Source organism: Pseudoclavibacter sp. CFCC 13796 (assembly GCF_008831185.1).
GTDB lineage: Bacteria > Actinomycetota > Actinomycetes > Actinomycetales > Microbacteriaceae > Pseudoclavibacter_A.
In genome coordinates, this window is sequence record NZ_WBKD01000001.1 from 149,664 (window position 1) to 173,478 (window position 23,815).

18 protein-coding genes and 1 tRNA gene are annotated in these 23,815 nt (G+C 67.1%); 7 read left to right on the forward strand and 12 right to left on the reverse strand.

Going from position 1 to position 23,815, the window contains the following annotated elements; genetic code table 11:
• Window positions 1–3: 3 nt before the first annotated feature.
• From tmk to F8O07_RS00745, 9 genes are all read right to left on the reverse strand, one after another.
• Window positions 4–705 (reverse strand): dTMP kinase, encoded by a 702-nt coding sequence (gene tmk, locus F8O07_RS00705; RefSeq protein WP_158030269.1) that lies wholly within the window; start codon window positions 703–705, stop codon window positions 4–6.
• On the reverse strand, window positions 702–3,482 hold the full coding sequence (gene topA, locus F8O07_RS00710; RefSeq protein ID WP_158030270.1) for a type I DNA topoisomerase: 2,781 nt from the start codon (window positions 3,480–3,482) through the stop codon (window positions 702–704). Before topA ends, tmk begins: the two co-directional genes overlap by 4 nt.
• Window positions 3,483–3,681: 199 nt before the next feature.
• Window positions 3,682–4,023, reverse strand: coding sequence for a hypothetical protein (locus tag F8O07_RS00715; RefSeq protein ID WP_158030271.1), 342 nt, complete (start codon window positions 4,021–4,023; stop codon window positions 3,682–3,684).
• Window positions 4,024–4,144: 121 nt separating this feature from the next.
• Window positions 4,145–4,537 (reverse strand): TadE family type IV pilus minor pilin, encoded by a 393-nt coding sequence (locus F8O07_RS00720; protein ID WP_225733112.1) that lies wholly within the window; start codon window positions 4,535–4,537, stop codon window positions 4,145–4,147.
• A 22-nt stretch (window positions 4,538–4,559) separates the two neighbouring features.
• A complete protein-coding gene (locus tag F8O07_RS00725) occupies window positions 4,560–4,859 on the reverse strand; it encodes a DUF4244 domain-containing protein (protein WP_225733113.1) in 300 nt (99 codons plus the stop codon).
• A gap of 136 nt (window positions 4,860–4,995) precedes the next feature.
• The gene (locus tag F8O07_RS00730; protein WP_158030274.1) at window positions 4,996–5,964 is read right to left on the reverse strand and encodes a type II secretion system F family protein; all 969 of its coding nucleotides are present in this window, start codon (window positions 5,962–5,964) and stop codon (window positions 4,996–4,998) included.
• Complete coding sequence (locus F8O07_RS00735) at window positions 5,961–7,082, reverse strand: TadA family conjugal transfer-associated ATPase (RefSeq protein WP_225733114.1); 1,122 nt, start codon at window positions 7,080–7,082, stop codon at window positions 5,961–5,963. The genes F8O07_RS00730 and F8O07_RS00735 overlap by 4 nt, the downstream gene beginning before the upstream one ends.
• A 151-nt stretch (window positions 7,083–7,233) precedes the next feature.
• The gene (locus F8O07_RS00740; RefSeq protein ID WP_158030275.1) at window positions 7,234–7,707 is read right to left on the reverse strand and encodes a RidA family protein; all 474 of its coding nucleotides are present in this window, start codon (window positions 7,705–7,707) and stop codon (window positions 7,234–7,236) included.
• Window positions 7,704–7,865, reverse strand: a complete 162-nt coding sequence (locus F8O07_RS00745; protein WP_158030276.1) for a DUF4177 domain-containing protein — start codon at window positions 7,863–7,865, stop codon at window positions 7,704–7,706. The genes F8O07_RS00740 and F8O07_RS00745 overlap by 4 nt, the downstream gene beginning before the upstream one ends.
• Window positions 7,866–7,905: 40 nt before the next feature.
• Here F8O07_RS00745 and F8O07_RS00750 point away from each other — a divergent pair, with 40 nt between their 5' ends.
• The 3 genes from F8O07_RS00750 to F8O07_RS00760 all read left to right on the forward strand — a co-directional run bounded on the left by F8O07_RS00750 (window position 7,906) and on the right by F8O07_RS00760 (window position 11,471).
• The gene (locus F8O07_RS00750) at window positions 7,906–10,293 is read left to right on the forward strand and encodes a penicillin-binding protein (RefSeq protein WP_158030277.1); all 2,388 of its coding nucleotides are present in this window, start codon (window positions 7,906–7,908) and stop codon (window positions 10,291–10,293) included.
• Window positions 10,293–11,285, forward strand: coding sequence for a metallophosphoesterase (locus F8O07_RS00755; protein WP_158030278.1), 993 nt, complete (start codon window positions 10,293–10,295; stop codon window positions 11,283–11,285). Before F8O07_RS00750 ends, F8O07_RS00755 begins: the two co-directional genes overlap by 1 nt.
• Window positions 11,286–11,397: 112 nt before the next feature.
• Window positions 11,398–11,471, forward strand: a tRNA-Pro gene (locus F8O07_RS00760).
• A 94-nt stretch (window positions 11,472–11,565) separates the two neighbouring features.
• Here F8O07_RS00760 and F8O07_RS00765 read toward each other — a convergent pair.
• Complete coding sequence (locus tag F8O07_RS00765; protein WP_158030279.1) at window positions 11,566–12,132, reverse strand: HdeD family acid-resistance protein; 567 nt, start codon at window positions 12,130–12,132, stop codon at window positions 11,566–11,568.
• A gap of 469 nt (window positions 12,133–12,601) precedes the next feature.
• Between F8O07_RS00765 and F8O07_RS00770 the strand changes: the two genes are divergently transcribed.
• Complete coding sequence (locus F8O07_RS00770) at window positions 12,602–14,779, forward strand: DEAD/DEAH box helicase (protein WP_412973601.1); 2,178 nt, start codon at window positions 12,602–12,604, stop codon at window positions 14,777–14,779.
• 91 nt (window positions 14,780–14,870) lie between these two features.
• On the forward strand, window positions 14,871–17,090 hold the full coding sequence (locus F8O07_RS00775) for a M3 family metallopeptidase (protein ID WP_158030281.1): 2,220 nt from the start codon (window positions 14,871–14,873) through the stop codon (window positions 17,088–17,090).
• A gap of 96 nt (window positions 17,091–17,186) precedes the next feature.
• Here F8O07_RS00775 and F8O07_RS00780 read toward each other — a convergent pair whose 3' ends face one another.
• A complete protein-coding gene (locus F8O07_RS00780) occupies window positions 17,187–18,755 on the reverse strand; it encodes an HNH endonuclease signature motif containing protein (RefSeq protein ID WP_158030282.1) in 1,569 nt (522 codons plus the stop codon).
• Window positions 18,756–18,831: 76 nt separating this feature from the next.
• Entirely contained in the window at window positions 18,832–20,796 is a 1,965-nt protein-coding gene (locus F8O07_RS00785) for an esterase-like activity of phytase family protein (RefSeq protein ID WP_158030283.1), read from the reverse strand.
• 23 nt (window positions 20,797–20,819) lie between these two features.
• Here F8O07_RS00785 and F8O07_RS00790 point away from each other — a divergent pair, with 23 nt between their 5' ends.
• Both F8O07_RS00790 and F8O07_RS00795 read left to right on the forward strand, forming a co-directional pair.
• On the forward strand, window positions 20,820–22,358 hold the full coding sequence (locus F8O07_RS00790; protein ID WP_158030284.1) for a glycoside hydrolase family 30 protein: 1,539 nt from the start codon (window positions 20,820–20,822) through the stop codon (window positions 22,356–22,358).
• Window positions 22,358–23,767 carry an MFS transporter gene (locus F8O07_RS00795; protein ID WP_158030285.1) on the forward strand — a complete coding sequence of 470 codons (1,410 nt, stop codon included), beginning with the start codon at window positions 22,358–22,360 and terminating at the stop codon, window positions 23,765–23,767. Before F8O07_RS00790 ends, F8O07_RS00795 begins: the two co-directional genes overlap by 1 nt.
• Window positions 23,768–23,815: the final 48 nt, after the last annotated feature.

Sequence of the window (23,815 nt, forward strand, 5' to 3'; positions counted from 1 at the left end):
AGCCTAGCGTTCGCCGCTGACATCAGGGCTCGCAGGTTCGCCGACAGAGTCGTCGGCAGCGATCTGCCCTGTCAGCCGCTGCATGACGGCGCGGCGGATGCGCTCGGCGATGTCGTCGACCGCCAGTCGGGCGTCGATGATCTCGAAACGCTGAGGATCGGCGGCCGCCAACGCGAGAAAGCCGCTGCGCACGCGCTGGTGGAAGTCTGCACGCTCGCTCTCGAGACGGTCCCGTTCGCCGGGCTCGGCATCCACCCGCGACGCCGCCTGAGCGATCGGCAGGTCGAGCAGCACGGTCAGATTGGGCAGCAGCCCGTCGGTCGCCCAGAGCGACAGATCACGGATCTCGTTCGCGAGCAGCCGTCGCCCGGCGCCCTGATAAGCGATCGACGAATCGAGATACCGGTCAGAGATCACGACCGCGCCGCGTTCGAGACCGGGCCGCACGACCTGATCGACGTGCTGGGCGCGGTCGGCGGCGTAGAGCAGCGCCTCGGCGCGCTCGGAGACCGGGCTCTCAGTATGCAGCAGCAGCTCTCGCAGGCTGCCGCCGAGCGGCGTCGCACCCGGTTCGAAGGTCGAGACGACTTCATGGCCTGCTGCGGTCAGCCAGTCTCGCAGCAGGGTCAGCTGGGTCGACTTCCCGGCACCATCGATGCCTTCGATGGTGACGAAGAGGCCATGCCGCTCAGCCTTCTCGGTCACTGGCCGGTGCTCTCGCCGTCACCTGCGGTCGCGGGCTTCGCTGCCGTGGCTGTCTTGGCCGTTGTCGTCTTCTTCGCCGGGGCTTTCTTCGCCGTGGCCGTCTTCTTGGCTGTGGACGTCTTCGCCGCCGTGGTCTTCTTTGCCGCGGTCTTGCGAGCAGTCGTCTTCTTCGCGGGGGCCTTACGAGTGCGCTTCTTGGCCGGACCCTTCTCTCGCTTGATGGCGAGCAGCTCGACGGCACGCTCGTAGGTGAGCTCTTCGGCGTTCTCGGCCTTGGGTACGGTCGCGTTGATCTCACCGTCGGTGACGTACGGCCCGAAACGGCCGTTCTTCACGACGATCGGCTTCTCACTGACCGGGTCGGGCTTGTCGAACTCGCGCAGCGGTGGAGCCGCCGCGCGACGACCGCCGTACTTCGGCTGAGCCAGCAGTTCTTTCGCCTTCTCGAGGTCGATCGAGAAGATCGCATCCTCGTCGGGCAGCGAACGCGTCTCTTTGCCGTGTTTGAGGTACGGCCCGTAGCGGCCGTTGAGCGCCTCGACGGGCACGTCGTCGACCTCGCCGACCACGCGCGGCAGCGAGAGCAGTTTCAGGGCTGTGGCCAGGTCGACCGTCGCCGGCTCCATGCTGCGGAACAGCGACGCCGTCGGCGGTTTGACCCCCTTGGGCCACTCCTCGCCCTCGGGCAGCGTCTCGGTGACGTACGGCCCGAAACGACCAGCCTTGACGACGACGGTGTGCCCGGTGTCGGGGTTCACACCGAGTTCGCGATCACCGCTCGGGCGATCCATGATCTCGACGGCCTTCGCTGCAGTGAGCTCATCGGGCTCGAGGCCGTCAGGCAGGCTCACCCGTTTCGGGGTCTCCTCCCCGTCGACCTGCTGCTCGAGATACGGGCCGAACTTGCCCATGCGCAGCGTGATCGCGTCGGTGATCGGCGTCGAGTTGATGCCGCGGGCGTCGATCTCGCCCAGGTTGTCGATGACCGAGCGCAGGCCGGGGTGATCGCCTTCGCCGAAGTAGAACTGGCTGAGCCAGTGGCGGCGGTCTTCCTGACCGGCGGCGATACGGTCGAGGTCGCCCTCCATGCCTGCGGTGAAGTCGTAGTCGACCAGCGACGTGAAGTGCTGCTCGAGCAGACGCACCACTGAGAACGCGACCCATGTCGGCACGAGTGACTGCCCCTTGGGCGTCACGTAGCCGCGGTCGACGATGGTCGAGATGATCGCCGCGTACGTCGACGGGCGCCCGATGCCCAGCTCTTCGAGGGTCTTGACCAGGCTCGCCTCGGTGTAGCGCGGCGGAGGCAGCGTCTCGTGCTGCTTCGACTCGGGTTCGATCACCGAGACGAACTGCCCCTGCGCGAGCTCCGGAAGCCGACGCTCTTTGGCGGCGCGCTCTGCGGTCGCGTGGCGGTCGGCGTCACGTCCCTCTTCGTAGGCGTCGAGAAAGCCGCGGAACGTGATGACCGTGCCCGAGGCGGTGAACTCGCTCTTCACGCCCTTGCCGTCGTAGCGCAGCGTGGCTGTGGCGGTCGAACCGGTCGCATCGGCCATCTGCGAGGCGACGGTGCGCTTCCAGATCAGGTCGTAGAGCTTCAGCTCGTCGGCGCGCAGGTTCGAGCGCAGATCGCTGGGCAGCCGAAAGTGGTCGCCCGACGGACGGATCGCCTCGTGCGCCTCCTGCGCGTTCTTCGACTTGCCGGTGTAGACACGAGGCTTCTCAGGCACCGAGCTCTCGCCATAGAGCGACTTCGCCTGCGCCCGGGCGGCGGTGACCGCCTGATGCGACAGAATCGGCGAGTCGGTTCGCATATAGGTGATGTAGCCGTTCTCGTACAGCCCCTGCGCCAGGCTCATCGTCTGTCGCGCCGAGAAGCGCAGCTTTCGTGCGGCCTCCTGCTGCAGCGTCGAGGTGGTGAACGGTGCTGCCGGACGACGACGATACGGCTTCGATTCGACGGATGCGACCTCGAGCCGCGCTGATTCGAGTGCGGTCGCGAGCGCCGTGGCCTCGTCGCCGGTGAGCACATGCGCAGCGGTCTTCAGCTCACCTCGGTCGCTGAAGTCTCGCCCCGTCGCGATCTTCACGCCGTTGTAGCTGACCAGTCGAGCCTCGAACTCGGTCGCGTCTTCATCGGCCTTGGCCTCGACGACGACGTCCCAGTACTCGGCCGATCGAAAGGCGATGCGCTCGCGCTCACGGTCGACCACCAGACGGGTCGCCGCCGACTGCACTCGCCCTGCCGAAAGGCCCGGCCCGACCTTGCGCCAGAGCACGGGCGAGATCTCGTAGCCGTAGAGACGGTCGAGGATGCGTCGGGTCTCCTGTGCATCGACCAGCGCGGTGTTCAGATCTCGGGTGGTCTCTTTCGCCTTGGTGATCGCCTCTTTGGTGATCTCGTGGAACACCATGCGCCGCACGGGAACCTTCGGCTTGAGCACCTGCAGCAGGTGCCACGCGATGGCCTCCCCTTCGCGGTCCTCATCAGTTGCGAGATAGAGCTCGTCGGCACCTTTCAACGCTCGGCGCAGCTCGGCGACGGTCTTCTTCTTCGAGCTGCTGACCTCGTAATACGGCTCGAACCCGTGGTCGACGTCGACCGAGAACTTGCCGAGCGAGCCTTTCTTCAGCTCTGGCGGAAGGTTCTTGGGCTCGATGAGGTCACGCACGTGACCGACCGAGGCGAGCACTGTGTAGTCTTCGCCGAGATACTTGCCGATGGTCTTCGCCTTGGCCGGAGACTCGACGATGACCAGCCTCTTCGTATGTGCCACTTGAGATTCCTCACCCCGCGCACTAGCGGTGTTCCTGCGGTCACAGCTCGCCCGGCGACCTTGAGATTCAGTCTTCCGTCAGTTGTGACTCGTCGTTCCACAATATAGGGGAGCACTCTCGGTTCTACAAAGACGACGCCCGCGACTCGATAAAGACGAGGCCCGCGACAAGCCGTGCAGCGCCTGAGCCACTCGGTATCTAATCTTCGTCGCTGCGGCCGGCATGCGCTGTGGCGGCAGCACGGCCGAGCAGCGTGTCACGAGTCAGCGTGACGAGCATGCCGCGGTCAGTCTCGCCGCACGATGCCACTGTCGCCGCGTGGGCGACGGCGACACGTTCGGCTCGTGCGCACGGGACGTCTGCGATCAGCCCACGCTGTGCGTCAGCGGCCTGCAGCGCGGCGATGCCTGCAGCCGCTCGCACCTGGTCGTGCTGACTCTGTGCGGCGATGACGCCTGCCAGCGCAGCCAGCAGCGTCACGGCGGCGACCAGCACGACGATGCCGACGGTCATGCTGCCCCGTTCTGAGTCGTTCGTCACCGTTCGTTCCTCTTCTCTGCGACTGGTCGCATGTGGGCCGGGAACTCTGTGCGCTCGCGGCGAATCGGGTGTTCGACGGAACCCGGCGTGTCAGCACGCGCTGGCGGCATCGCAACGACCCTCAGCGGCCTCCGCGCGGCACGCACACACGTTGGGTGATATCGAGCGGCAGCGCACCGAGCAGACGCTGGGCAGAGTTCGCGCGCACACAGACCAGATCGCCTTGGTCGGAGATCTGCAGCGTCGCGTCTGGCTGCACCTGGGCGGCGAGGCTGCGCGCCTGTGCCTGAGACTCGCCGCGGCCCAGGCTGCGTGCGGCGGCCGCAGCGGCCTCTGTGGTCGTGGTGATGCGAGCCGACGCCGCGCCGGTGCCGAGCACGAGGCCCAGCACCAGCACGACGACGGGCAGCACGACGGCCAGTTCTGCGGTGGCCGACCCACGCTCCTGTTCGCAGGCATCCCAAGCCCTGCCACGGACGGCGCCTTCAGCACGCTCGCCTCTGGTGCTGCGCACAGTCATATTCTCGGGTGCCGTTCTAAGGCGCCGCGTTGAGCGCATTGCGCACAAGGTTGGTGAGCACCCCGCGCACTTCGTCGCCGCGCAGAATGACCACGAGCACGCCTGCGAAGCCCACAGCGGCGAGCATCGCAATGGCGTACTCCGCAGTGGCGGCTCCGCTTTCCTGTGGTCGCGCCCTGAGCTCGTTCAGACGCTGCAGCGCCAGCGCAGCCGCCGCGGCCGCGACGTCGGTGACGGCCAGCGAGACGCGCAGCAGCAGCGCGCTGGCGACCGCGCGCAGAGCTCGGCGGCCATGTGGCTCTGAGGGGTCAGTCACTGTGGTGATCGTCGACATGGTGTCCTCTTTTCTTCGATGTGCTTTTCTTTGCTGCGTCAGGGATGAACCCGGCTGCGCTTCCAGCGTCGCGGAGGCCGAGGAGAGAGAGCTGGGATATGTGACCGCTGTGCACAGATCAGCGCAGATCGACGAATGTGGAGAACAGAATCGACGCGATCATCGGCAATACGGTGACCACGATGAAGGCCGGCAGCGAACAGACGCCCAGGGGTAACAGCAGCAGCGTCTCGAGCCGGGCGGCACGCACTCGCAATGCGGCCGCACGCATGCGTGCCACGTCGTCGAGCTGACCGTCGAGCAGCCCCAACAGCGGCACGCCGGAGCGCTGCCAGAGTGCGACCAGACGATCGAGCCTCGCGCGCTCGTCGTCTCGGTCGGCGTCAAGGCCGGCGCGAGTCAGCATCCGCTCGCTCAGGTCGATCGCGCTGTCGGCGGCGTGCCCCGCCCGAACCCCCAGCGACACCATTAACAGCAGCATGCCGTCAGAGTCGTCGGGCGGCTGCAGCGAAGCGAGCATCTTCTTCTGCCAGCGAGCGCCCACCAGCATCAGCACCAGCGCCACGACGAGGCAGCCCCACCCGAACGGCGTACCGAAGAGCACTCCGAGCGAATCGACGCCGAGCAGCGCCCCCAGCAGCACGCCGACCAACGGCATCGCCTGCAGCAGACGCGCTGTGGACGTCGGACCGGACGCGACGATGCGGGACTCAGTCTCGATGCGCTCAAGCTGTTCGAGCATGCCGGACATGCGCCGCAGCGCATCGGCCAGCGGAGCCCCGGCTCGTTCGGCAATGCCCCAGACGGCCGCAATGCGGCGCCAGCTGCGAACCGACTGCTGCAGCGCTCTGCCCCGCTGCTCGCCGAACCGGCGTGGCGCATAGGACAGCCGCGCCGCCGCATCGAGCAGCGACGCCGAGGCGCCATGCTGCCGGACTCTGGGCAGCGCCTCGGCGAGCACTTCGCCGTCGAGACCGCCGACGCCGTCGGCCACGAGCTCGAGCGCTCGATGCGGGGCGACCCCCGCATCGACGAGAGCGGAGAGCGCACTGAGCGCCTCTGCCGTGCTGCCGAGAGACTCGGTCATCGGCTCGGTGCGTGCGTGATGCGGTCGGTGGACTGTGGGGGCCCGTGAACGCTCGGATGTTCAGAGTCGACGGTCAGGACCCGTGCGACGAGCAGTCCGTCGGCGTCGACTTCGAGGCGCCCGACCTGTTCGAGACGCCGCACACCGGCACTGCGCCCGAGGTGCAAGACGAGGTCGAAGGCACTGGCCGCCTGACGTGCCAAGGCTCGTTCGCTGACGCCGCACATCAGCGCCAGTGCCTCGAGCCGAGCCGGCACGTCGGCGACCGAGTTGGCATGCAGTGTGCCCGCCCCGCCTCGATGCCCCGTGTTCAGTGCGGTCATCAGCAGCATCAGTTCGGGCCCACGGCACTCACCGACAACGATGCGGTCGGGACGCATACGCAGGGCCTGGCGCAGCAGGACGTCGAGGCCGACTGCGCCGAGACCGTCGGCATTGGGCTGCCGCGTCTCGAGCTGCACGACGTGCGGGTGCCGCACATCAAGCTCGGCGACGTCTTCGACGCAGATGATGCGCTGATCATGCTCGACCAGCTGCAGCAGCGCCCGCAGCAGCGTCGTCTTGCCGGTGGCGGTCGCCCCCGTGATGAGCAGATTCGCACCCGAGTCGATGGCGTCGCGCAGCAGCCTTTCATGCCCGGCGACGATCATGCCTGTGCCAAGCAGCGAGCCGAAGTCGTGCAGCCCTCGCTGGGGCACACGCACCGAGAGCTGGACGCCGCCGACTGCCACGGGCGGCAGCACCGCGTGCACACGCAGCTCACCCAACCGCACGTCGACGAAGGGCGTCGCATCGTCGAGATGCCGCCCTCCGGCGGCGATGAGCGAGACCGCGAGCGCCCGCAGCTGGCGCTGCCCGCTGAGACGCAGAGGCACTCGTTCGACGCCCTTGCCCCGATCGACCCAGATCTCATCGGGCGCGGTGACGAGCACGTCGGTCACTCCGGCGCGGGTGATCAGCGTGCGCAGCGGGCCGAACGCGCCGAGCGTCTCGGCATCGCAGGCGGCGGATGCGGCTGGCAGCGTCGGCGAAGGCGACGAGGGCGCGGTGGTCGCGAGTTCCGTCATCGGCCCACGTGCTGCTGTGGCGTTGAGAGAGACGCGGTGTCTGTGCGGCATGCGCCCATCGTGCAGCGGTCTGACCGCGTGCGCGACAGACGAATGCGACCTGTGCACAGCTTCATGGCATGAAACAGTCTGTGCGCAGATCAGTCGGCACAGATCAGTCGGCACAGATCAGTCGACGCAGATCAAGACCAGCCGGCAGAGATCAGTCGGCGACGAGCTCAACCGTGATCTCGACCTCGACCGGGGAGTCGAGCGGCAGCACGGCGACGCCGACGGCGCTGCGCGCATGTGCTCCGGCCTCGCCGAAGACCTCGCCGAGCAGCTCGCTGACGCCATTGATCACGCCGGGCTGACCGGTGAAATCGGGCGCAGACGAGACGAAGCCGACCACCTTCACGACGCGAGCAATGCGGTCGATGCCGCCCGCAGCATCCGCCGCCGCCGCGATCGCGTTCAGACCCGCCGTGCGCGCCAGGGTCTTCGCCTCTTCAGGCGGTACCAGGCCCTCGCCGACGCCGACCTTGCCGATGGCCGGCAGCTCGCCGTCGATGAAGGGCAGCTGCCCTGAAGTGTGCACCAGGCTGCCGATGCGCAGTGCCGGCACGTAGTCGGCCACCGGGGCTGCGACCGCAGGAAGGGTGATGCCCAGCTCGTTGAGTCTGCTGGTGAAAGTCATGCCTGCTCCTCGATGGGTCGCTTGAAGTAGCCGACGAGGCCGCCGGTGGGCCCCTCGACGATCTGGACCAGCTCCCACCCCTCGGATCCGAAGTTGTTGAGAATCTGCTGGGTGTTGTGGATGATGAGAGGGGCGGTGAAGTATTCCCACTTGACCATGGCTGCTCCATTCATAGGATAATCGCGTAGCATCTAGCCTATGTCTTCTCACCTGCCCGCAAACCGGCGACGTTCCAGCCGCGCGATCGTGCGGTTCATCGCCGCGTCCGCCGCACTCGGCCTCGTCGCAGTCGGCATGTCGACACCTGCTCTGGCCATCGCCAGCGTGTTCGGCGCCGACGCGGTCAACATCGCCAAAACCTTGCCCGCCTCACTCGCCAACGTCGAGCTGCAGAGCCCCTCGACCCTGTACGGCAAGCTCAACGGCCAAGACGTGGCCTTCGCCACGTTCTACGAGAAGAACCGCATCCCGCTGACCGCAGATCAGATGCCTGAGCTCGCGAAGAATGCGGTGGTCTCGATCGAAGACCCGCGCTTCTACGACCACGGGGGCGTGGACTTCGCCGCCGTCGCCCGTGCCGTGCTGCAGAACCAGTCGAGCGGCTCGACTCAGTCCGGCGCTTCGACGATCACCATGCAGCTGGTGCGCAACCTGCGCATCGAGGCGGCCGAGTGGGAGAACGACGAGTCGGCCATCAACGAGGCGCGTGAAGAGAGTGCCTCGCGCAAGCTGCTCGAGATGCGCTATGCGATCGGCCTCGAGCAGAACTACTCGAAAGAGCAGATTCTCACCAGCTATCTGAACTATGCCTCGTTCGGCGGCAACGTCTACGGCATCGGCGCAGCCGCTCAGTACTACTACGGCAAGAATGCTTCAGACCTGACGCTGCCCGAGGCGGCCCAGCTCGTCAGCGTCTTTCCCTCGCCCAACGCCTACCGTGTCGACGCGCCTGAGAACCTGGACCGCGCCAAGGCCCGCCGTGATCTCGTACTGAACCGCATGGTCGAACACGGCTACATCGACCAGCCGACCGCCGATGCGGCGATCGCCACCCCGATCGAGCCGCATATCACCCAACAGCCTCGAGGCTGTGAGGCGGCCACCCACAACGCAAGCTACTTCTGCGACTACGTCGTGAACCTGATTCGCAATGACTCCGCGTACGGCGACACTCCCGAAGACCGCACGGCTCTGCTGCGCCGCGGAGGCCTGCAGATTCACACCAGCATCGACCTCGGGCTGCAGGACGACACCCAGGCAGCCATCGACAAGAACATCAACCGCAACGACAAGATTGGCGCGGCCACGACGATTCTGCAGGTCGGGAGCAGCAATGTGCTGGCCATGGCGCAGAACCGCACCTTCTCGCAGACGGATGACTCCACCGGCGACAACAGCCGAACCGCAATCAACTACAGCACCACGAAAGACGAGGGCGGCTCATCCGGCTTCCAGCCCGGTTCGACATACAAGGTGTTCACTCTGCTCGACTGGCTGAAACAGGGCCATTCGCTCAATGAGCGGCTGAACGCACCCGCACCGGCCACACTGAGGCAGAAGGACTTTCCCGATCGGTGCCAGCCCGGCGGCTATGTCGGCACCTGGCAGCTCGACAACGCTGTGCCGAACATGCCCTCGTCGTTCGACGTGCGCTATGCGACGAAGAACTCGGTGAACACCGGTTTCGCCGCGATGGCGAAGCAGCTCGACCTCTGCGACATCAAAGACACCGCGGCCTCTTTCGGCATCACGAAGTCTGCCAATGGCGAAGACCTTGACCACGTGCCGACCAGCATCATCGGCGGTTCGGCGAACACCATCGCACCGATCCAGATCGCAGGCGCCTACGCCGGCATCTCGAACGACGGCAGGTACTGCACACCCAAGGCGATTCTGAGCGTCGTCGACGGCAACAACGGCAGCGAGCGCCCGACCCCGTCGTCGCAGTGCTCCGAAGCAGTGACGCCGACGGTCGCCCGCACTGCGACCTCAGCGCTGCAAGGCGTGTTCGACCGCGACGGCACTGCCGGGCAGGCGAACCCCGGAGACGGCTCGGCGGTCGCAGGCAAGACCGGTTCAACCGACAGCTACCATCAGACCTGGCTGGTCGGCTACACCACTTCGACGGTGCAGGCGACCTGGATCGGCAACACCGGCACGACCAACAACAAGGCCGACCTCCGGTACTACCGCATCAAAGGCGTGGCCGGTTGGAACGTCCGTTACTCCATGTGGAAGGACATCCAGCGAGGCGTGCACAGCAGGTACCCGGGCGCGGCATCGTTCCCGGCTCCCGATGACACCTCGCTGACCTTCCGCAGCACTGATATGCCCGATGTGACCGGCAAGACGCCCGAAGAGGCGCAGCAGCAGCTCGAAGACGCCGGCTTCCAAGTGGCCATCTCGCCTGAACGTCGACCCTCCGATTCCGTGCCTGCAGGCCAGGTCGTGGCCACTGATCCCGCTGGCGGCGGCCCGGCCGACGCCGGGGCGCTGGTGACCATCTACCTCAGCTCTGGCAAGGAGGGCGCGTCGAACGCTCCCGCAGACGGGGCGGGTGCCTCGCCGAGCCCATCAGCACAGTGATGACTACGGCGGCACCAGGGTCGTCTGGGCCCAGTGCAGAGAACGACGCGAGGCTGTCGGGTCTGCGCACGTTCGCATCCTCGCTCGGCATCGCCGCGCTGGCTGGGATCGGCGCGCTCGCGTACGGCTCGCTGATCGAACGCAACAGCTTCGCGCTGCGTCAGTTCACGGTGCCTGTGCTGCCCGAGGGCAGTCAGCCTCTGCGGATGCTGCACGTCGCCGACCTGCATCTGGCGCCTTGGCAGCGTGCGCGCGTCGCGTGGACCCGTGATCTGGCCTCGCTGAAGCCCGATCTGGTCATCAACACCGGCGACAACTACGGCCATGCGGAGGCATTGCCGGCGATTCTGGATGCCTTGGAGCCACTGCTGGACGTACCGGGCGCCTTCGTCTACGGATCGAACGACTACTTCACACCGATTCCGAAGAATCCGCTCTCGTATCTGCTGCACTCCAGCCGCGTCGGACGAGAGACTCCGGATATCGACACAGCTGCACTCACCCACCGTCTCGTCGAAGCAGGCTGGCGCAATCTGAACAATCAGACCGCTCAGCTGACGGTGAACGGCAGCCGGATCGGCTTGGTCGGCACCGGCGACGCTCACCTCGGCAACGATGATCCCGAGGGGCTGCGTCGACGCATCGCCGGCATGTCCGCAGACGTCGATCTCACGCTCGGTGTGACGCATGCCCCCTACCAGCGTGTGCTCGACGGCTTCACCTCGATGGGCGCCGAGCTCATGCTCGCCGGCCATACGCATGGTGGCCAGGTGTGCGTGCCGTTCTTCGGCGCGCTGACCACCAACTGCGATCTGCCTCGGCCTTTTGTGAAGGGGCTGCACGAGTGGACGACCGGCGATCGCAGTTCGTGGCTGCACGTCAGTGCTGGGCTGGGCACCTCGATCTATGCACCGGTGCGTTTCAACTGCCGCCCCGAGGCCACGCTTCTCACTCTGGTGGCGCGAGACGAGGATGCGCCGGCCACAGTCTGAGCTCCTGCTGCTGCCGTTGCGACGCACTGTCGTTCCGCACGGCGACGACCACACATTGAAACTGCGCCTCAGAATGGACTAAGCTATAGCAGTTGCCGCTGATTCTCAGCGACGGGGTATAGCGCAGCTTGGTAGCGCGCCTCGTTCGGGACGAGGAGGTCGTGGGTTCAAATCCCGCTACCCCGACAGAAAGCCCCCGAGAAGGTCTCACGATCTTCTCGGGGGCTTCTTTCATGCCGCATGTTCAGGGGCCTCCTGCGCTGTCCGCGCAGGCATGCGCTCAGCGCAGCGACTTGCCGAACTGGAACGCGCGGATGATCTGCGCGACGCCGAGGATGATCGCCGAGACGCCCAGCAGCAGCCAGAGCACGGCGGCGCCCCACAGCGGTGAGAAGAGCAGCGTGATGCCCGCGATGATGCTGAGCACGGCGAAGATGATGCTCCAGGCCTTCGAGTCGGAGTCTCCGACGAAGGCGAGGGCCACGATGCCCTCGACGAACCAGGCGATACCGACGAGAATGCCCAGCACGATGCCGAAGGCCGCAGCGGCCGAGCCGAGGTTCGCGAACGCTACGATGCCGATGACGATCATGAACACGGCCAGCAGGATGTCGCCGACCCGCCCCCAGCCCGACTGCAGCTTGCCGAAGATCGAGATCGCGCCGTAGACGAGACCGCCGATGATCGTGTAGATCGCGACGATCGCGACGGCGAGCTCGGCGCTGCGCCCTGGCCAGAACGTGATGGCGATACCGGCGAGCAGTGTCAGCACACCGCTGATGCCGAGTGCGGTGCGAATCGACCCAATGCCCTTCTTGACGAGATCTGCATCGATGCTGTTTGACATGAGGTTCCTCTCAACGTCGCACCAGCCTGCAGCTCGGGAGGTTCCCTGTGCACTCGCCGGCGCGTGATGTCCGACTTCCAGTCTAGGGTCAGTGAAGCCGCTGTCGAAGGCTTGTTTATCAGCTGGTCAATACTTGGGAACCCACCACGCCCCGCCGCCCTCCGTTCCACCACCCGGGACCATCCGACCCCATCACCCTGGACGCGAAAGAAGCAGAGAGAGCCTTCACAGCGACGAACGCCAGAGGATGCTGATAGCATGTGTCGCGGCAGAGGACTACCCTGCGCTGTGGACGCGACACCCTGCCAGCGACTACGATCAGTTGGTGACTTCTGATTCTGCCGCTGGTTCTTCGTCTTCTCCCACATCTTCTTCATCTTCTTCTGCACCATCTGCTGACGCGAGCGACGCGTCAGCTGCCATCGACACCGCTGCCGAGCACACGCCGGCAGCTGAGGAGCACACCCCTGTGAACACCCCTTCCGAACGCCCTGCTGAGTCCGAGTCTGCTGAGCCTGCCGCCGAGACGGTCGCCGAGACCACCGCACCAGCAGAGAATTCGAGCGCCACAGAGAGCGCTCAGGCCGAGACCAAGGCTGAGACTCAGGCTGAGGCCAAGACCGACGCCGACGAGACGACGGGCAACGCGTTCGCCGATCTCGGGCTGCCCAAGCCGCTGCTCGATGCGCTCGACGCCATCGGCTACGAGACCCCTTCTCCGATCCAGTCGGCCACCATTCCGACTCTGCTCGCCGGACGCGACGTCGTCGGCCAGGCCCAGACCGGCACCGGCAAGACCGCGGCCTACGCGCTTCCGATGCTGGCATCCGTCGACCCACAGGTGAACGCACCTCAGGCGCTGGTGCTCGCCCCCACCCGCGAGCTGGCGCTCCAGGTCTGCGAGGCCGTCGAGCGGTTCGCGCAGAAGATGCCCGGCGTGCGCATTCTGCCGGTCTACGGCGGCCAGGCCTACGGCATGCAGCTCTCAGCGCTGCGCAAGGGTGTGCACATCGTCGTCGGCACCCCGGGACGCATCATGGACCACATGAAGCGCGGCACCCTCGACCTGTCGCAGCTGCGCATGCTCGTGCTCGACGAGGCAGACGAGATGCTGCAGATGGGCTTCGTCGACGACGTCGAGACGATTCTCGCCAGCACCCCCGACACCCGACAGATCGCACTGTTCTCGGCGACCATGCCGCAGCAGATCCGTCGTCTCGCCAAGACGCACCTGCATGACCCGGCAGAGATCACGGTCAAGACCAAGACGCAGACCAACACCAATGTGTCGCAGCGTTTTCTCGTGGTCGCCGGCCGCCAGAAGCTCGACGTGCTCGCACGTGTGCTCGAGGTCGAGGGCAGCGACGGCGTGATCGTGTTCGTGCGCACCCGCGGCGACACGGAGACGGTCAGCGAGCGGCTGCGCGCACGCGGCTTCTCAGCCGCCGCGATCAACGGCGACGTTCCGCAGGCGCAGCGTGAGCGCACCGTCGAGCAGCTCAAGAACGGCCAGATCGACGTGCTCGTCGCCACCGACGTCGCCGCTCGCGGGCTGGACGTCGAACGCATCACACACGTGATCAACTACGACATCCCGAGCGACCCGGAGTCGTACGTGCACCGCATCGGGCGCACCGGTCGCGCCGGGCGCACGGGGGCTGCGATCAGCTTCATCACCCCGCGCGAGCGCCGTCTGCAGGAGCAGATCGAGCGCACCACTCGTCAGAAGATGGACCGCATGTCGCTGCCGAGCGTCGACGAGGTCAACGAGTCGCGGCTGAGCCGCTTCGACGACGGCATCACCGAGGCCCTCGAACGTGAATCTGAGATCAGCGAACTGCGCGATGTGATCGACCACTATGTGCGTCACAACGACGTGCCCGAGGCCGACGTCGCCGCGGCGCTGGCTCTCGTCGCCCAGGGCGATCGACCGCTGCTGCTCGATCCCGAGCGCGATCATCTTGAGGCCGTGCCGCACCGCAACCGCGACGACCGCCAGGGTGGCTACAACAAGGGTGGCTACAACAAGGGCGGTCGCGGAGGCTACCAGGGCGGGCACGACAACCGCGGTGGGTACCGTGGCGATCGCAGCGAGCGTGGCGATCGCAGCGAGCGTGGCGACCGAAACGGTCGCGGTGATCGCAATGACCGCGGAGGACGCGGAGGCTGGCGCAACGACCGGAACGATCGGAACGATCGGAACGACCGCAATGACCGTGGCGGGTACAAGGGGAAGCGGCGCGACGGCGACCGTTTCGACAACCGACGTGACGACCGCCAGGACGGCGAGCGGCGCGGAGGTCGCGGCAGCTGGAATCGAGACGACCGACGTGACGGAGGCCGCGGAGGCTGGAACCGTGACGACCGGCATGACGGCGGTCGTCGGGACTGGAACCGTGACGACCGACGCGACAACCGCGACAACGGCGGCCGGCATGAGCATCGCGACAACCGCGGCGAGGGCGACTTCAGGCGCGACGGCCACAGCGGGCCCAAGCGTCGTTGGACGGCTGACGACCGCGCCGCCCGCGACAGCCGGGACAACGGCCACGGCGGCAAGGGCAAGAGCTACCGCCCGGCATACAAGAGCGACCGCCGAGACGGGCACAAGGGCGGCCCGAAGGGCGACGGCAACCAGACCTGGTAACCCGTCAGACCCGCTGATCATGCAGACCCGGTGACGGCTGCCGAACGCCGGGCGGGATTTCTCGACCCGCCCGGCGCGGTACGCTGGCCGCATGACTTCGCACGCATCGCATCCTTCGTCTGATCTGCTCTCACTGCGTCTGCTGCACACCGGGCTTCCCTATGGACTGCCCGACTTCGCCACGATCGGGGAAGACGACTACGAGCCGGCGATCGCCGACGCGCTCGTGCAGCACGACCACGAGATCGTGCACATCGTCGACAGCGACGAACCTGCGACGTTCGAGAACACGATCGTGGCGCTTGAGCACAGCGGGCGGGCTCTCGACCGGGTGCTCTCGGTGTTCTTCAACCTGACGAGCACCGACGGCACCCCGGCGCTGCTCGAACTCGAAGAGCGCATCTCGGGTGTGCTCAGCGAGCACTATGATGCGATGTCGCTGAACCCGCGTCTCTTCGAGCGGGTGCAGGCGGTCTACGATCAGCGCGACGAGCTGACGTTGGATGCCGAATCGCGCTGGCTGGTCGAGCGCACACATCTCGGGTTCGTGCGTGCGGGTGCGGCGCTGAAGCCAGAGGCGCAACAGCGTCTGCGCGAGATCAACACCGAGCTCTCGACGCTGAGCACGCGCTTCGGCGCGAGGCTGCTCGACGATTCCAATGCACTCGGCGTGGTGTTCGACGACCCGGCCGAGCTCGACGGCCTGAATGCGACGGAGCTGGCCGCGGCATCCGCCGCCGCCGATGAGGCGGGCTACCACGGCAAGCACATGGTGACCCTCGTGCTGCCGAGCGGGCATCCATGGCTGTCGAAGCTCACGGTGCGTGCGACGCGTGAGCGCATTCTGCGGGCCTCTCTCGAACGCGGCGCGCATGGCGGCCCCAACGACACGCGGGCGATCGCGGTACGCATCGCTCAGCTCAGGGCGCATCGTGCCGAGCTGCTCGGCTATGCGAATCATGCCGAGTACGTGCTCGCCGACGAGACCGCGGGCAGCCTGGAGGCGGCCGACACCCTGCTGCAGCGGCTTGCCCCGGCCGCGATGGCGAACGCCCGGGACGAAGCACGTGAGCTGCAGAAGCTGATCGACGAAGAGGGCGAGAGAGACGAGGCGAACGGTGCCGCCGAGCCCGCGTCTGCCGAGCGAGGCGTGGGGTTCACGCTTCAGCCGTGGGACTGGCCGTACTACACCGAGCTGCATCGAAAACGAGAGTTCGACATCGACGCCGAGGCCCTGAGTGAGTACTTCGAGGTGGAGCGGGTACTGCGCGACGGCGTGTTCTACGCGGCCGAGCAGCTGTACGGCGTGCATCTCGAAGAGCGGCCCGACCTGCACGGCTATCACCCTGACGTTCGTGTGTTCGAGGTCTCGCGCACGCCCGTCGCTGAAGCCGGCGAGGCTGCGCAGCGCGAGGCGGTCGGCCTCTTCCTGCTCGATCTCTATGCCCGACCGACCAAACGCGGCGGAGCATGGATGAGCTCGTTCGTCGACCAGTCACGACTGCTGGACGAGCGTGCGATCGTGGTGAACGTGCTGAATCTGGTGAAACCGCCGGCGGGCGAGCCGACACTGCTGACGCTCGACGAGGTGCACACGCTCTTCCACGAGTTCGGGCACGGGCTGCACGGGCTGCTGAGCGACGTGCGCTACCCGCAGTTCTCGGGCACCAACGTGCCGCGTGACTTCGTCGAGCTGCCGAGCCAGTTCAACGAGACGTGGGCACTGCATCCTGCGGTGCTGCCGCACTATGCGAAGCACGTGCGCACCGGCGAGGTGATTCCGCAGGAGCTGATCGACCGTCTGAAGGCGGCCAGCACGTTCAACCAGGGCTACGAGACCACAGAGTATCTGCAGGCCTCGGTCATCGACCTGGCATGGCACTCGCTGTCGGCCGCTGAGGCGGATGCACTGGTCGAGCCCGCAGCAGCGGCTGACGACGGCGTCGACTCAACGTCAGAAGGCGAGATCGTGGCCCGTTTCGAGCAGCAGGCGCTGCTGCAGCGGGGACTGGCTTCGAGCCTCGTGCTGCCTCGCTACCGCACGAGCTTCTTTCAGCACATCTTCTCGGGCGGCTACTCGGCCGGGTACTACTCCTACATCTGGAGCGAGGTGCTCGACGCCGACACCGAAGACTGGTTCAACGAACACGGTGGCCTGTCGAGAGCAGCCGGGGAGCACTACCGCCGGGAGCTGCTCACTCGGGGCGGCAGCCAGGATACGAAGAAGACCTATGTCGAGTTCCGTGGTGCGGATGCCGCTATCGAGCCGCTGCTGAAGCGTCGCGGTCTCACTGCGAGCGTCGCGGACTGAGGTGTCGCTGATACTGGAGCGCATCTGGCTGCCGTTCAGGAGCCTCGCTTCTCAGCCGCGTTCAGCCCGACTTCAGAGACACGCCCAGAACCCGCTCTAAAACGGCACCGGATCACCGTCATCAGGCGGGTCGGGCGGGTCGGGCGGGTCGGGCGGGTCGGGCGGGTCGGGCGGGTCGGGCGGGTCGGGCGGGTCGGGCGGGTCGGGCGGGTCGAGATCGACCAGGCTCTCGACATCGATGTCTTGAGGCGGCGTCTCGAAGCCCGGACCGTGTCGAATGGGCCCGGTGCACGGCGCGAAGGTCTGGTGGACTGCGCCGGTCGGGCTCGTCCACAGCAGGTCGGCATCGTCATTGACGTGCATCACGTTCCAGCCGGAATGATGCTTCATCACATGATGCCGCCGGCACAGACACGCCAGGTTGCTCGCGTCGGTCGGGCCTCCCCACTGCCAGTCGAGCGTGTGATCGATCTCACAGTTCTGCGCCGGCACAGCGCACCCCGGGAATCGGCAGGTCTGGTCACGCTCGCGCACGAACCTTGCGAGCGCTGCCGGCGGCCGATAGACACTGCGCCCGACTTCGAGCACGTGCCCGGTGGTCGGGTCAGTGAGGATGCGGCCCAAGCCATCTGCAGAAGCGGCAAGTTCGAGTGCGGTCACCGGGTCGATCGCACCGTAGCCGCGCAGCTCTGCCGTCGCGCCTGTGCTGATGACGGGATGACCGGCGATCTCGTCGATCAGCAGATCAACCGGAATGACCACCTGCACCTGTGCGCGCACGCCCTCGCCCAGCCTCGGCAGGTCGTGGGCTCTGGCAGAGTCTCGACCCGAATGATCGGAGTCTCGGTCTGCACCGCTGGCATCCCGGCCCGCAGTGCCCAGAGCGACGGAACCGCCTTCGACTGCCTGGGCGCTACAGGTGCCATGCACCAGCAGGTCGCGCACCACATCGACGTGCAACTGCGAGAATGTGCGCCGGTCGACCGTGGGCGCGGCCTGCGTCTGATCGCCCTGCGGCATCGTCTTGGCCGCCGCATGCAGACCACGGGCGATCGCGCGAGTGCGCTGGTAGGCGGCCACGGCATCTACCGCAGGCAGACGCACGCTCAGCCAGGCCATGCCGTCGCGGTCGGGCTCGATCGTCACGAAGCGCTCTGCTTGGGCGGCACGATGACGCTCGGCCATGGTCTCACGCTCGAACGTCTCGGCCAGGCGTCGAGCCAGCTCGCGCAGTCGCGCCGGAGGCATCGGCCGATCGACCATGCGCTGCAACAGCACCTGCTCGATCTCACGGCGCCGGTCTTCGTCGAGGCCGCCGAGCTCGGCATTGAACACCTCGACGTGCTGACGCCCGAGATCGCCTCGCTGCCATGCGTCGAGGGTGTCGGGCAGCTGACGCTGCAGGCTCTCAGCCAGATTCATGAGCCGCGATACCGTGCGCTCAGACCAGCCCAGGCGCGTGCCGATGTCTGCGTAGACTCCGCGCAGGTAGACACCAGGGTCGACCCGATGCTGCCGCGCCGCATCGACTGACGCAGCGTGCACGGCGACGAGCTCGGCGGCCTGCCTGCCTTCGGCGGCGAAAAGGTCGCGCTGCCCCGAGCACGCCGACTCAACCAGACCGGCAAGTGCCGCTGCGCTGGGAATCTGGCTTCTCGTGTGCATGGTCAGAGTCTGACAGCACCCACCGACATTGCGGCACCGGCCTTACCGAGCCCTGCCCTACACGCCAAAGTCGCGGTCAGCCAAAGTCGCGCACACCCAGATCGACGAACACCGTCGCGCAGGGCGCATGGCTGTCGCCTGCGTTGTCGGTCAGTGCGAAGAGCCGCCCGCGAGCATCGACCGTGACGCCCTCGAGCTTCTCCTGCACCTGTCCGCCCGGTTCGCGCAGCCACGGCAGCAGATCGGCCACGAGCCGCTTCGTCACCGGCACGGTGATCGGCACCAGGCTGCCGGCGCTGTCGGTCGTCACCTGCCCCGGATGCTCCAGATCGACCGCATAGATGCGTTTCGTGCGCGCACGGTCGCCTTCTTGCTTGTCGCGTTCGGCGAGCACCAGCGTGACACGACAGCCGGGGTCGTCGGCGAACCCACCCTCACCGGTGACCATGGCAACCGAGATCTCAGAGACTCCGACCCAGTCGTTCTTGCGATCCGACGCTGGGTCGAGGCCGTAGCCGTGCCAGCTCCATGCGGCGTCGGACGAGCCGCTCTCATCGCTCACGCCACCGTCATCGCCCACGCCGCCACCGTCATCACCCGCGCCGCCTGTGCCGCCCAGCACAGCATCCACACGAAGGCAGCCGATGCGGATAACGTCGGGGCCGTCGACGCCCACCTCACGAGGCTTCGCCGCCGGGTCTTTCCAGAGCGGCCGCTGAATCACGACGAACAGCCACTCCTGACCGCGCGGGTCGGTGAACGCCGTGACCCCCTCGAACCCCCATTTGCCCATGTGACGCGAGACCGCCTCGGGCAGACGCACCGTCGCACGGATGCGCCCCTCGGCATCGACTCTGTGCACGGCGTTGCCCGGCCCGGTCGCGCCTTCGTCGGCGAGCCAGAACCCGCCCTGCGGCCGTGCAAAGACGCCCTCGACGTCGAGATGCGCCGGCGACCCGTCAGCCTGCGTCACGGTCAGCGCCGCGACGGCCTCGACCGGCGTCTTGGTCGCGTCGAGCGTGAACACACGGGTGAGTCCGACCGAGTCGTCGTTCACCGCATAGAGCAGCCCGGGATGCGCCGGGTCGGCCGAGAGACCGCTGAGCGCCGTGCACTCCCCCGCCCTGATCACGCCCTCCTCGACAAGCCCGTCGGCGACGACGGTCGTGACCCGGTGCGGCTCGACAGCCGGCGGCTGAGAGACCTCTGACGCACCGTCCGCAGCCTGCCCGGATCGCCCAAGCTGCCCGGCCTGCCCGGCCTCGATGTTCCCGGACGCCGACCTGCCGTGCAGCGCGACGGCCACCGCATAGCGTCCGTCCACCGGCTGCCGCCCGGCCAGAAACTCGCTGTGCGAGAAGAACCGCGCATCGCTCACCGTGTCGATGCCGCTCGCGACGATATGGCGCCGCTTCACCCCGGCATCGCGCAGCTGCTGCGGCACCACTTCGGCGAACGACCGATCACCCAGCGCATGCAGCGGGTAGCTCTGACTGTTCGGCGACGGCCCCAGCCACACGACCAGCTGAGCAGGGTCGCTGCGGAACCGCCGCTGCATCCACTCGACCGTGCGCTGCCCGCCCAGCTGCTCGACGCTGTGACGACCGAGATGCGTCAGCGCGACCACCTTATGCTCAGGATCATATGCCACGACCGGCATACAATCGGCGACCGGCAGCAGCAGCGGTGTGCCCGGCAGCCCGGTGGCGAGCGCGTCGCAGGCGGTGGGCGCGTCATCCGCGAACCGAGCGCTGATCGTCTCGTGGTGGGTCGCGTCTCGTTCGTCGCCTGCGCCGTCGGCAGTCGCCTCGTCGACCTCGCGATACTCGCAGAAGTCGGATCGATCGTAGGAGATGCGCACGTAGGCCGCACGCTCGGGGTCGAGACCGGCCTGACGCAGCAGTGCACGTCGGTTTCGCCGTGCCTCAGCCCATGTCTGGGCGTCGTCGCCGTTCGCACCGGGAGCTGCGGCTTTCATGGTGCCGTCACGCACCTCCGAGACGACCAACGTGAGATCGGGATGAAGATCGATGTTCAGCACTCTGCCAGACTACGCTGAGACTCATGCTCCCAGACCAGCCGCCCGAGCTGCTCGCGGCGCGAGTGTCCTCCGGCGACGGCACACGCCTGTATGCGGATGCCACCGCCGGCATCGCCGCCGACCTGCGCTGGCAGCGCGGCGCGTTCGCTCCCGACCACGCGATCGTCATCGACGCCGACTCGCCCCGCCAGCGCATCCTCGGATTCGGCGCGGCGCTGACCGACGCTTCGGCCGAGGTGCTCTCGACGATGCCTGCGCCGAACCGCAGCGCGCTGCTGCGCGAGCTGTTCGCCACACGGGATGCCACCACACGGGATGCCACCACACGGGGGCTCAGCTCGCTGGGGCTCACCACACTGCGTCTCACGATCGGTTCGAGCGACTTCTCGAGCAGCCTCTACAACTACGAGCCTCGGCCCGGTGCGTTCACGCTGCGACACGACGAACGACGCATCGTGCCGCTGCTCGACGAGATCCGCAGCATCCAGCCCGACCTGCGCCTGATCGCATCGCCCTGGTCGGCACCACCGTGGATGAAGACTCGACCCACCATGTTCGGTCGGTTGGGTCCGGGACTCGCCAGACGCACCGCACGCCCGTGGCTCACCTGGCTCGGGCGGCGCAGCCGGCTTGATCGCCGCCACTTCGGCGACTATGCGAACTACCTCGTGCGCTACTGCGAGCGCATGGCCAAGCTGGGGCATCCCGTCGACCTGCTGACCCTGCAGAACGAGCCCGGCCTTGCACCGGGGTATCCCGGCATGGTGATGAGCGTGCACGATCAGATTCGGCTCATCGCCGACCACCTCGGGCCGGCTCTGGCCGCCTCGTCGGTGCGCACACGGCTGCTCGCCCACGACCACAACTGGGATGCCGCACCCAAGGTGCTGCGACTGCTCGGCGATCCGGCGGCCGGCCGCTTTCTCGACGGCACGGCCTGGCACGGGTACAAAGGCGAACCCGATGCTCAGAGCGTCGTGCACCGCGCCTTCCCCAAGCGCAGCACCCATCTGACCGAGATCACCTCGTTTCGCGATCCGAAGACGCTGCTCGCCCAGCCGATCGCGCACGACCTGCGCTGGCACATGCGGATGATCGCCCTCGGAGCGACGCGCAACTGGGCGGAGTCGATCACTTACTGGAACCTTGCTCTGGACGGCCACGGCGGCCCGTTCCTCGGGCCGGGCGCGGTTCCCGGCCAACGCCACGGCTCGCAGATGGAGGGTGTGGTCGATGTGATCGCCTCCCGGCAGACGAACCCGGCAGGCAACAGAGAGACGACCGTCCAGCGCAACGTGGGCTACTACAGCCTCGCCCACCTCAGTGCCGTACGGCCCGGGGCGCGATGCCTCACCTCCACCGGGCACGAGACCGGGTACACGCTCAACGCCGCCTTTCAGAACCCCGACGACTCGCTCGTCCTGATCGTCGCCAGCGACGCCCGTGAGCGACGCACGACGACGATCGCCGTCTCGGGCTGGCATGCCGAACTCTCACTCGATCCGGGTGACACGGTCACTATGGTCATCTCTCGTTCACCTCGGGCCATTAGTCTGCAGTGATGTCGAACGATCTGCACCGCGCCGACGGCAACGCGGCCGCAACCGCAACCGCAACGATCCCGCCGACACGAGGTCGCATCCTGCGCTGGGCATCGTGGGATTGGGGCTCCGCAGCGTTCAACGCGGTGACCACGACCTTCGTGTACACCGTCTGGCTGACCAGCACCGCCTTCATCGGCGACCACACGCTCGTCGACCAGCGCAACGCTGACAAAGCCGCCGGTCTCACGTCGAGCCCCGCCATCGACCAGGTCGAGGCCATTCTGGCGCAGCACTCCTCCTGGCTCGGTCTGGGACTGTCTCTGGCCGGGCTGGTCGTCGCCCTGCTCGCGCCGGTGCTCGGGCACCGCTCCGACGAGTCGGGCAATCGCCGCCGCAACCTCGGCATCACGACCTTCGGCACCGTGATCTGCATGATCGCGATGTGGTTCGTGCAGCCCGACCCCGACTGGCTGTTCTTCGGCATCGCGCTGATCGCCGTCGGCAACATCTTCTTCGAGCTGGCCAGTGCCGAGTACAACGCGCTGCTGCCCGGCGTCTCGTCGCCCAAAGACGTGGGCCGGGTGTCGGGCATCGGCTGGGGCATGGGCTACATCGGCGGCATCGTGCTGCTCGCCATCGTGCTGGTCGGTTTCATCAACCCGGAGGTCGGCTGGTTCGGCGTCGGCGACGAGAACGGCACCCGCTACCGCGCCGTCGCGCTGCTCGCCGCGCTGTGGTTCGCTGTCTTCGCCCTGCCCACGCTGCTGCAGAGAGACGGGCTGCCCGAGCCGGCCCGCGCATCCGGCACGCACACCTCGTTCTTCGGCGTCTACCGCGAGCTCGGCCGCACCATCGCACGACTCTGGCGCAGCGCGCGCAGCACTCTCGTCTTTCTCATCGCAAGCGCCGTCTACCGCGACGGCCTCGCCGGGGTCTTCACCTTCGGCGGCGTGCTCGCGGCCGGCACCTTCGGCTTCTCGAGCAGTGAGGTCATCGTCTTCGCGATCGCCGCGAATGTGGTCTCTGGCATCGCCACGATGCTGCTGGGAATGGTCGAAGACCGCGTCGGCCCCCGCGTGCTGATCACAGTCTCGCTGATCGGCATGATCGCCGCGGCGCTGCTCACACTGCTGACCTCGGGCGGCGGCAAGACCTTCTTCTGGATCTTCGGCATGCTGATGTGCGTGTTCGTGGGGCCGGTGCAGTCGGCGTCGCGCTCGTTCCTCACCTCGATCACCCCGGCCGGGCGTCACGGCGAGATCTTCGGGCTCTACGCCACCACCGGCCGCGCGGTGAGCTTTCTGGCACCGGCCGCGTTCAGTGTGACCGTCGCACTGCTCGGTGCGCAGATCTGGGGTATCTTGGGCATCGCGGCAGTGCTGCTGGTCGGGCTCGTGCTCTTCACCAGGGTGCACGTCGCGCGCTGACCACGACCGTATGAACGTCCCCGCGGCCATGTGCCACCGGGCACGAGA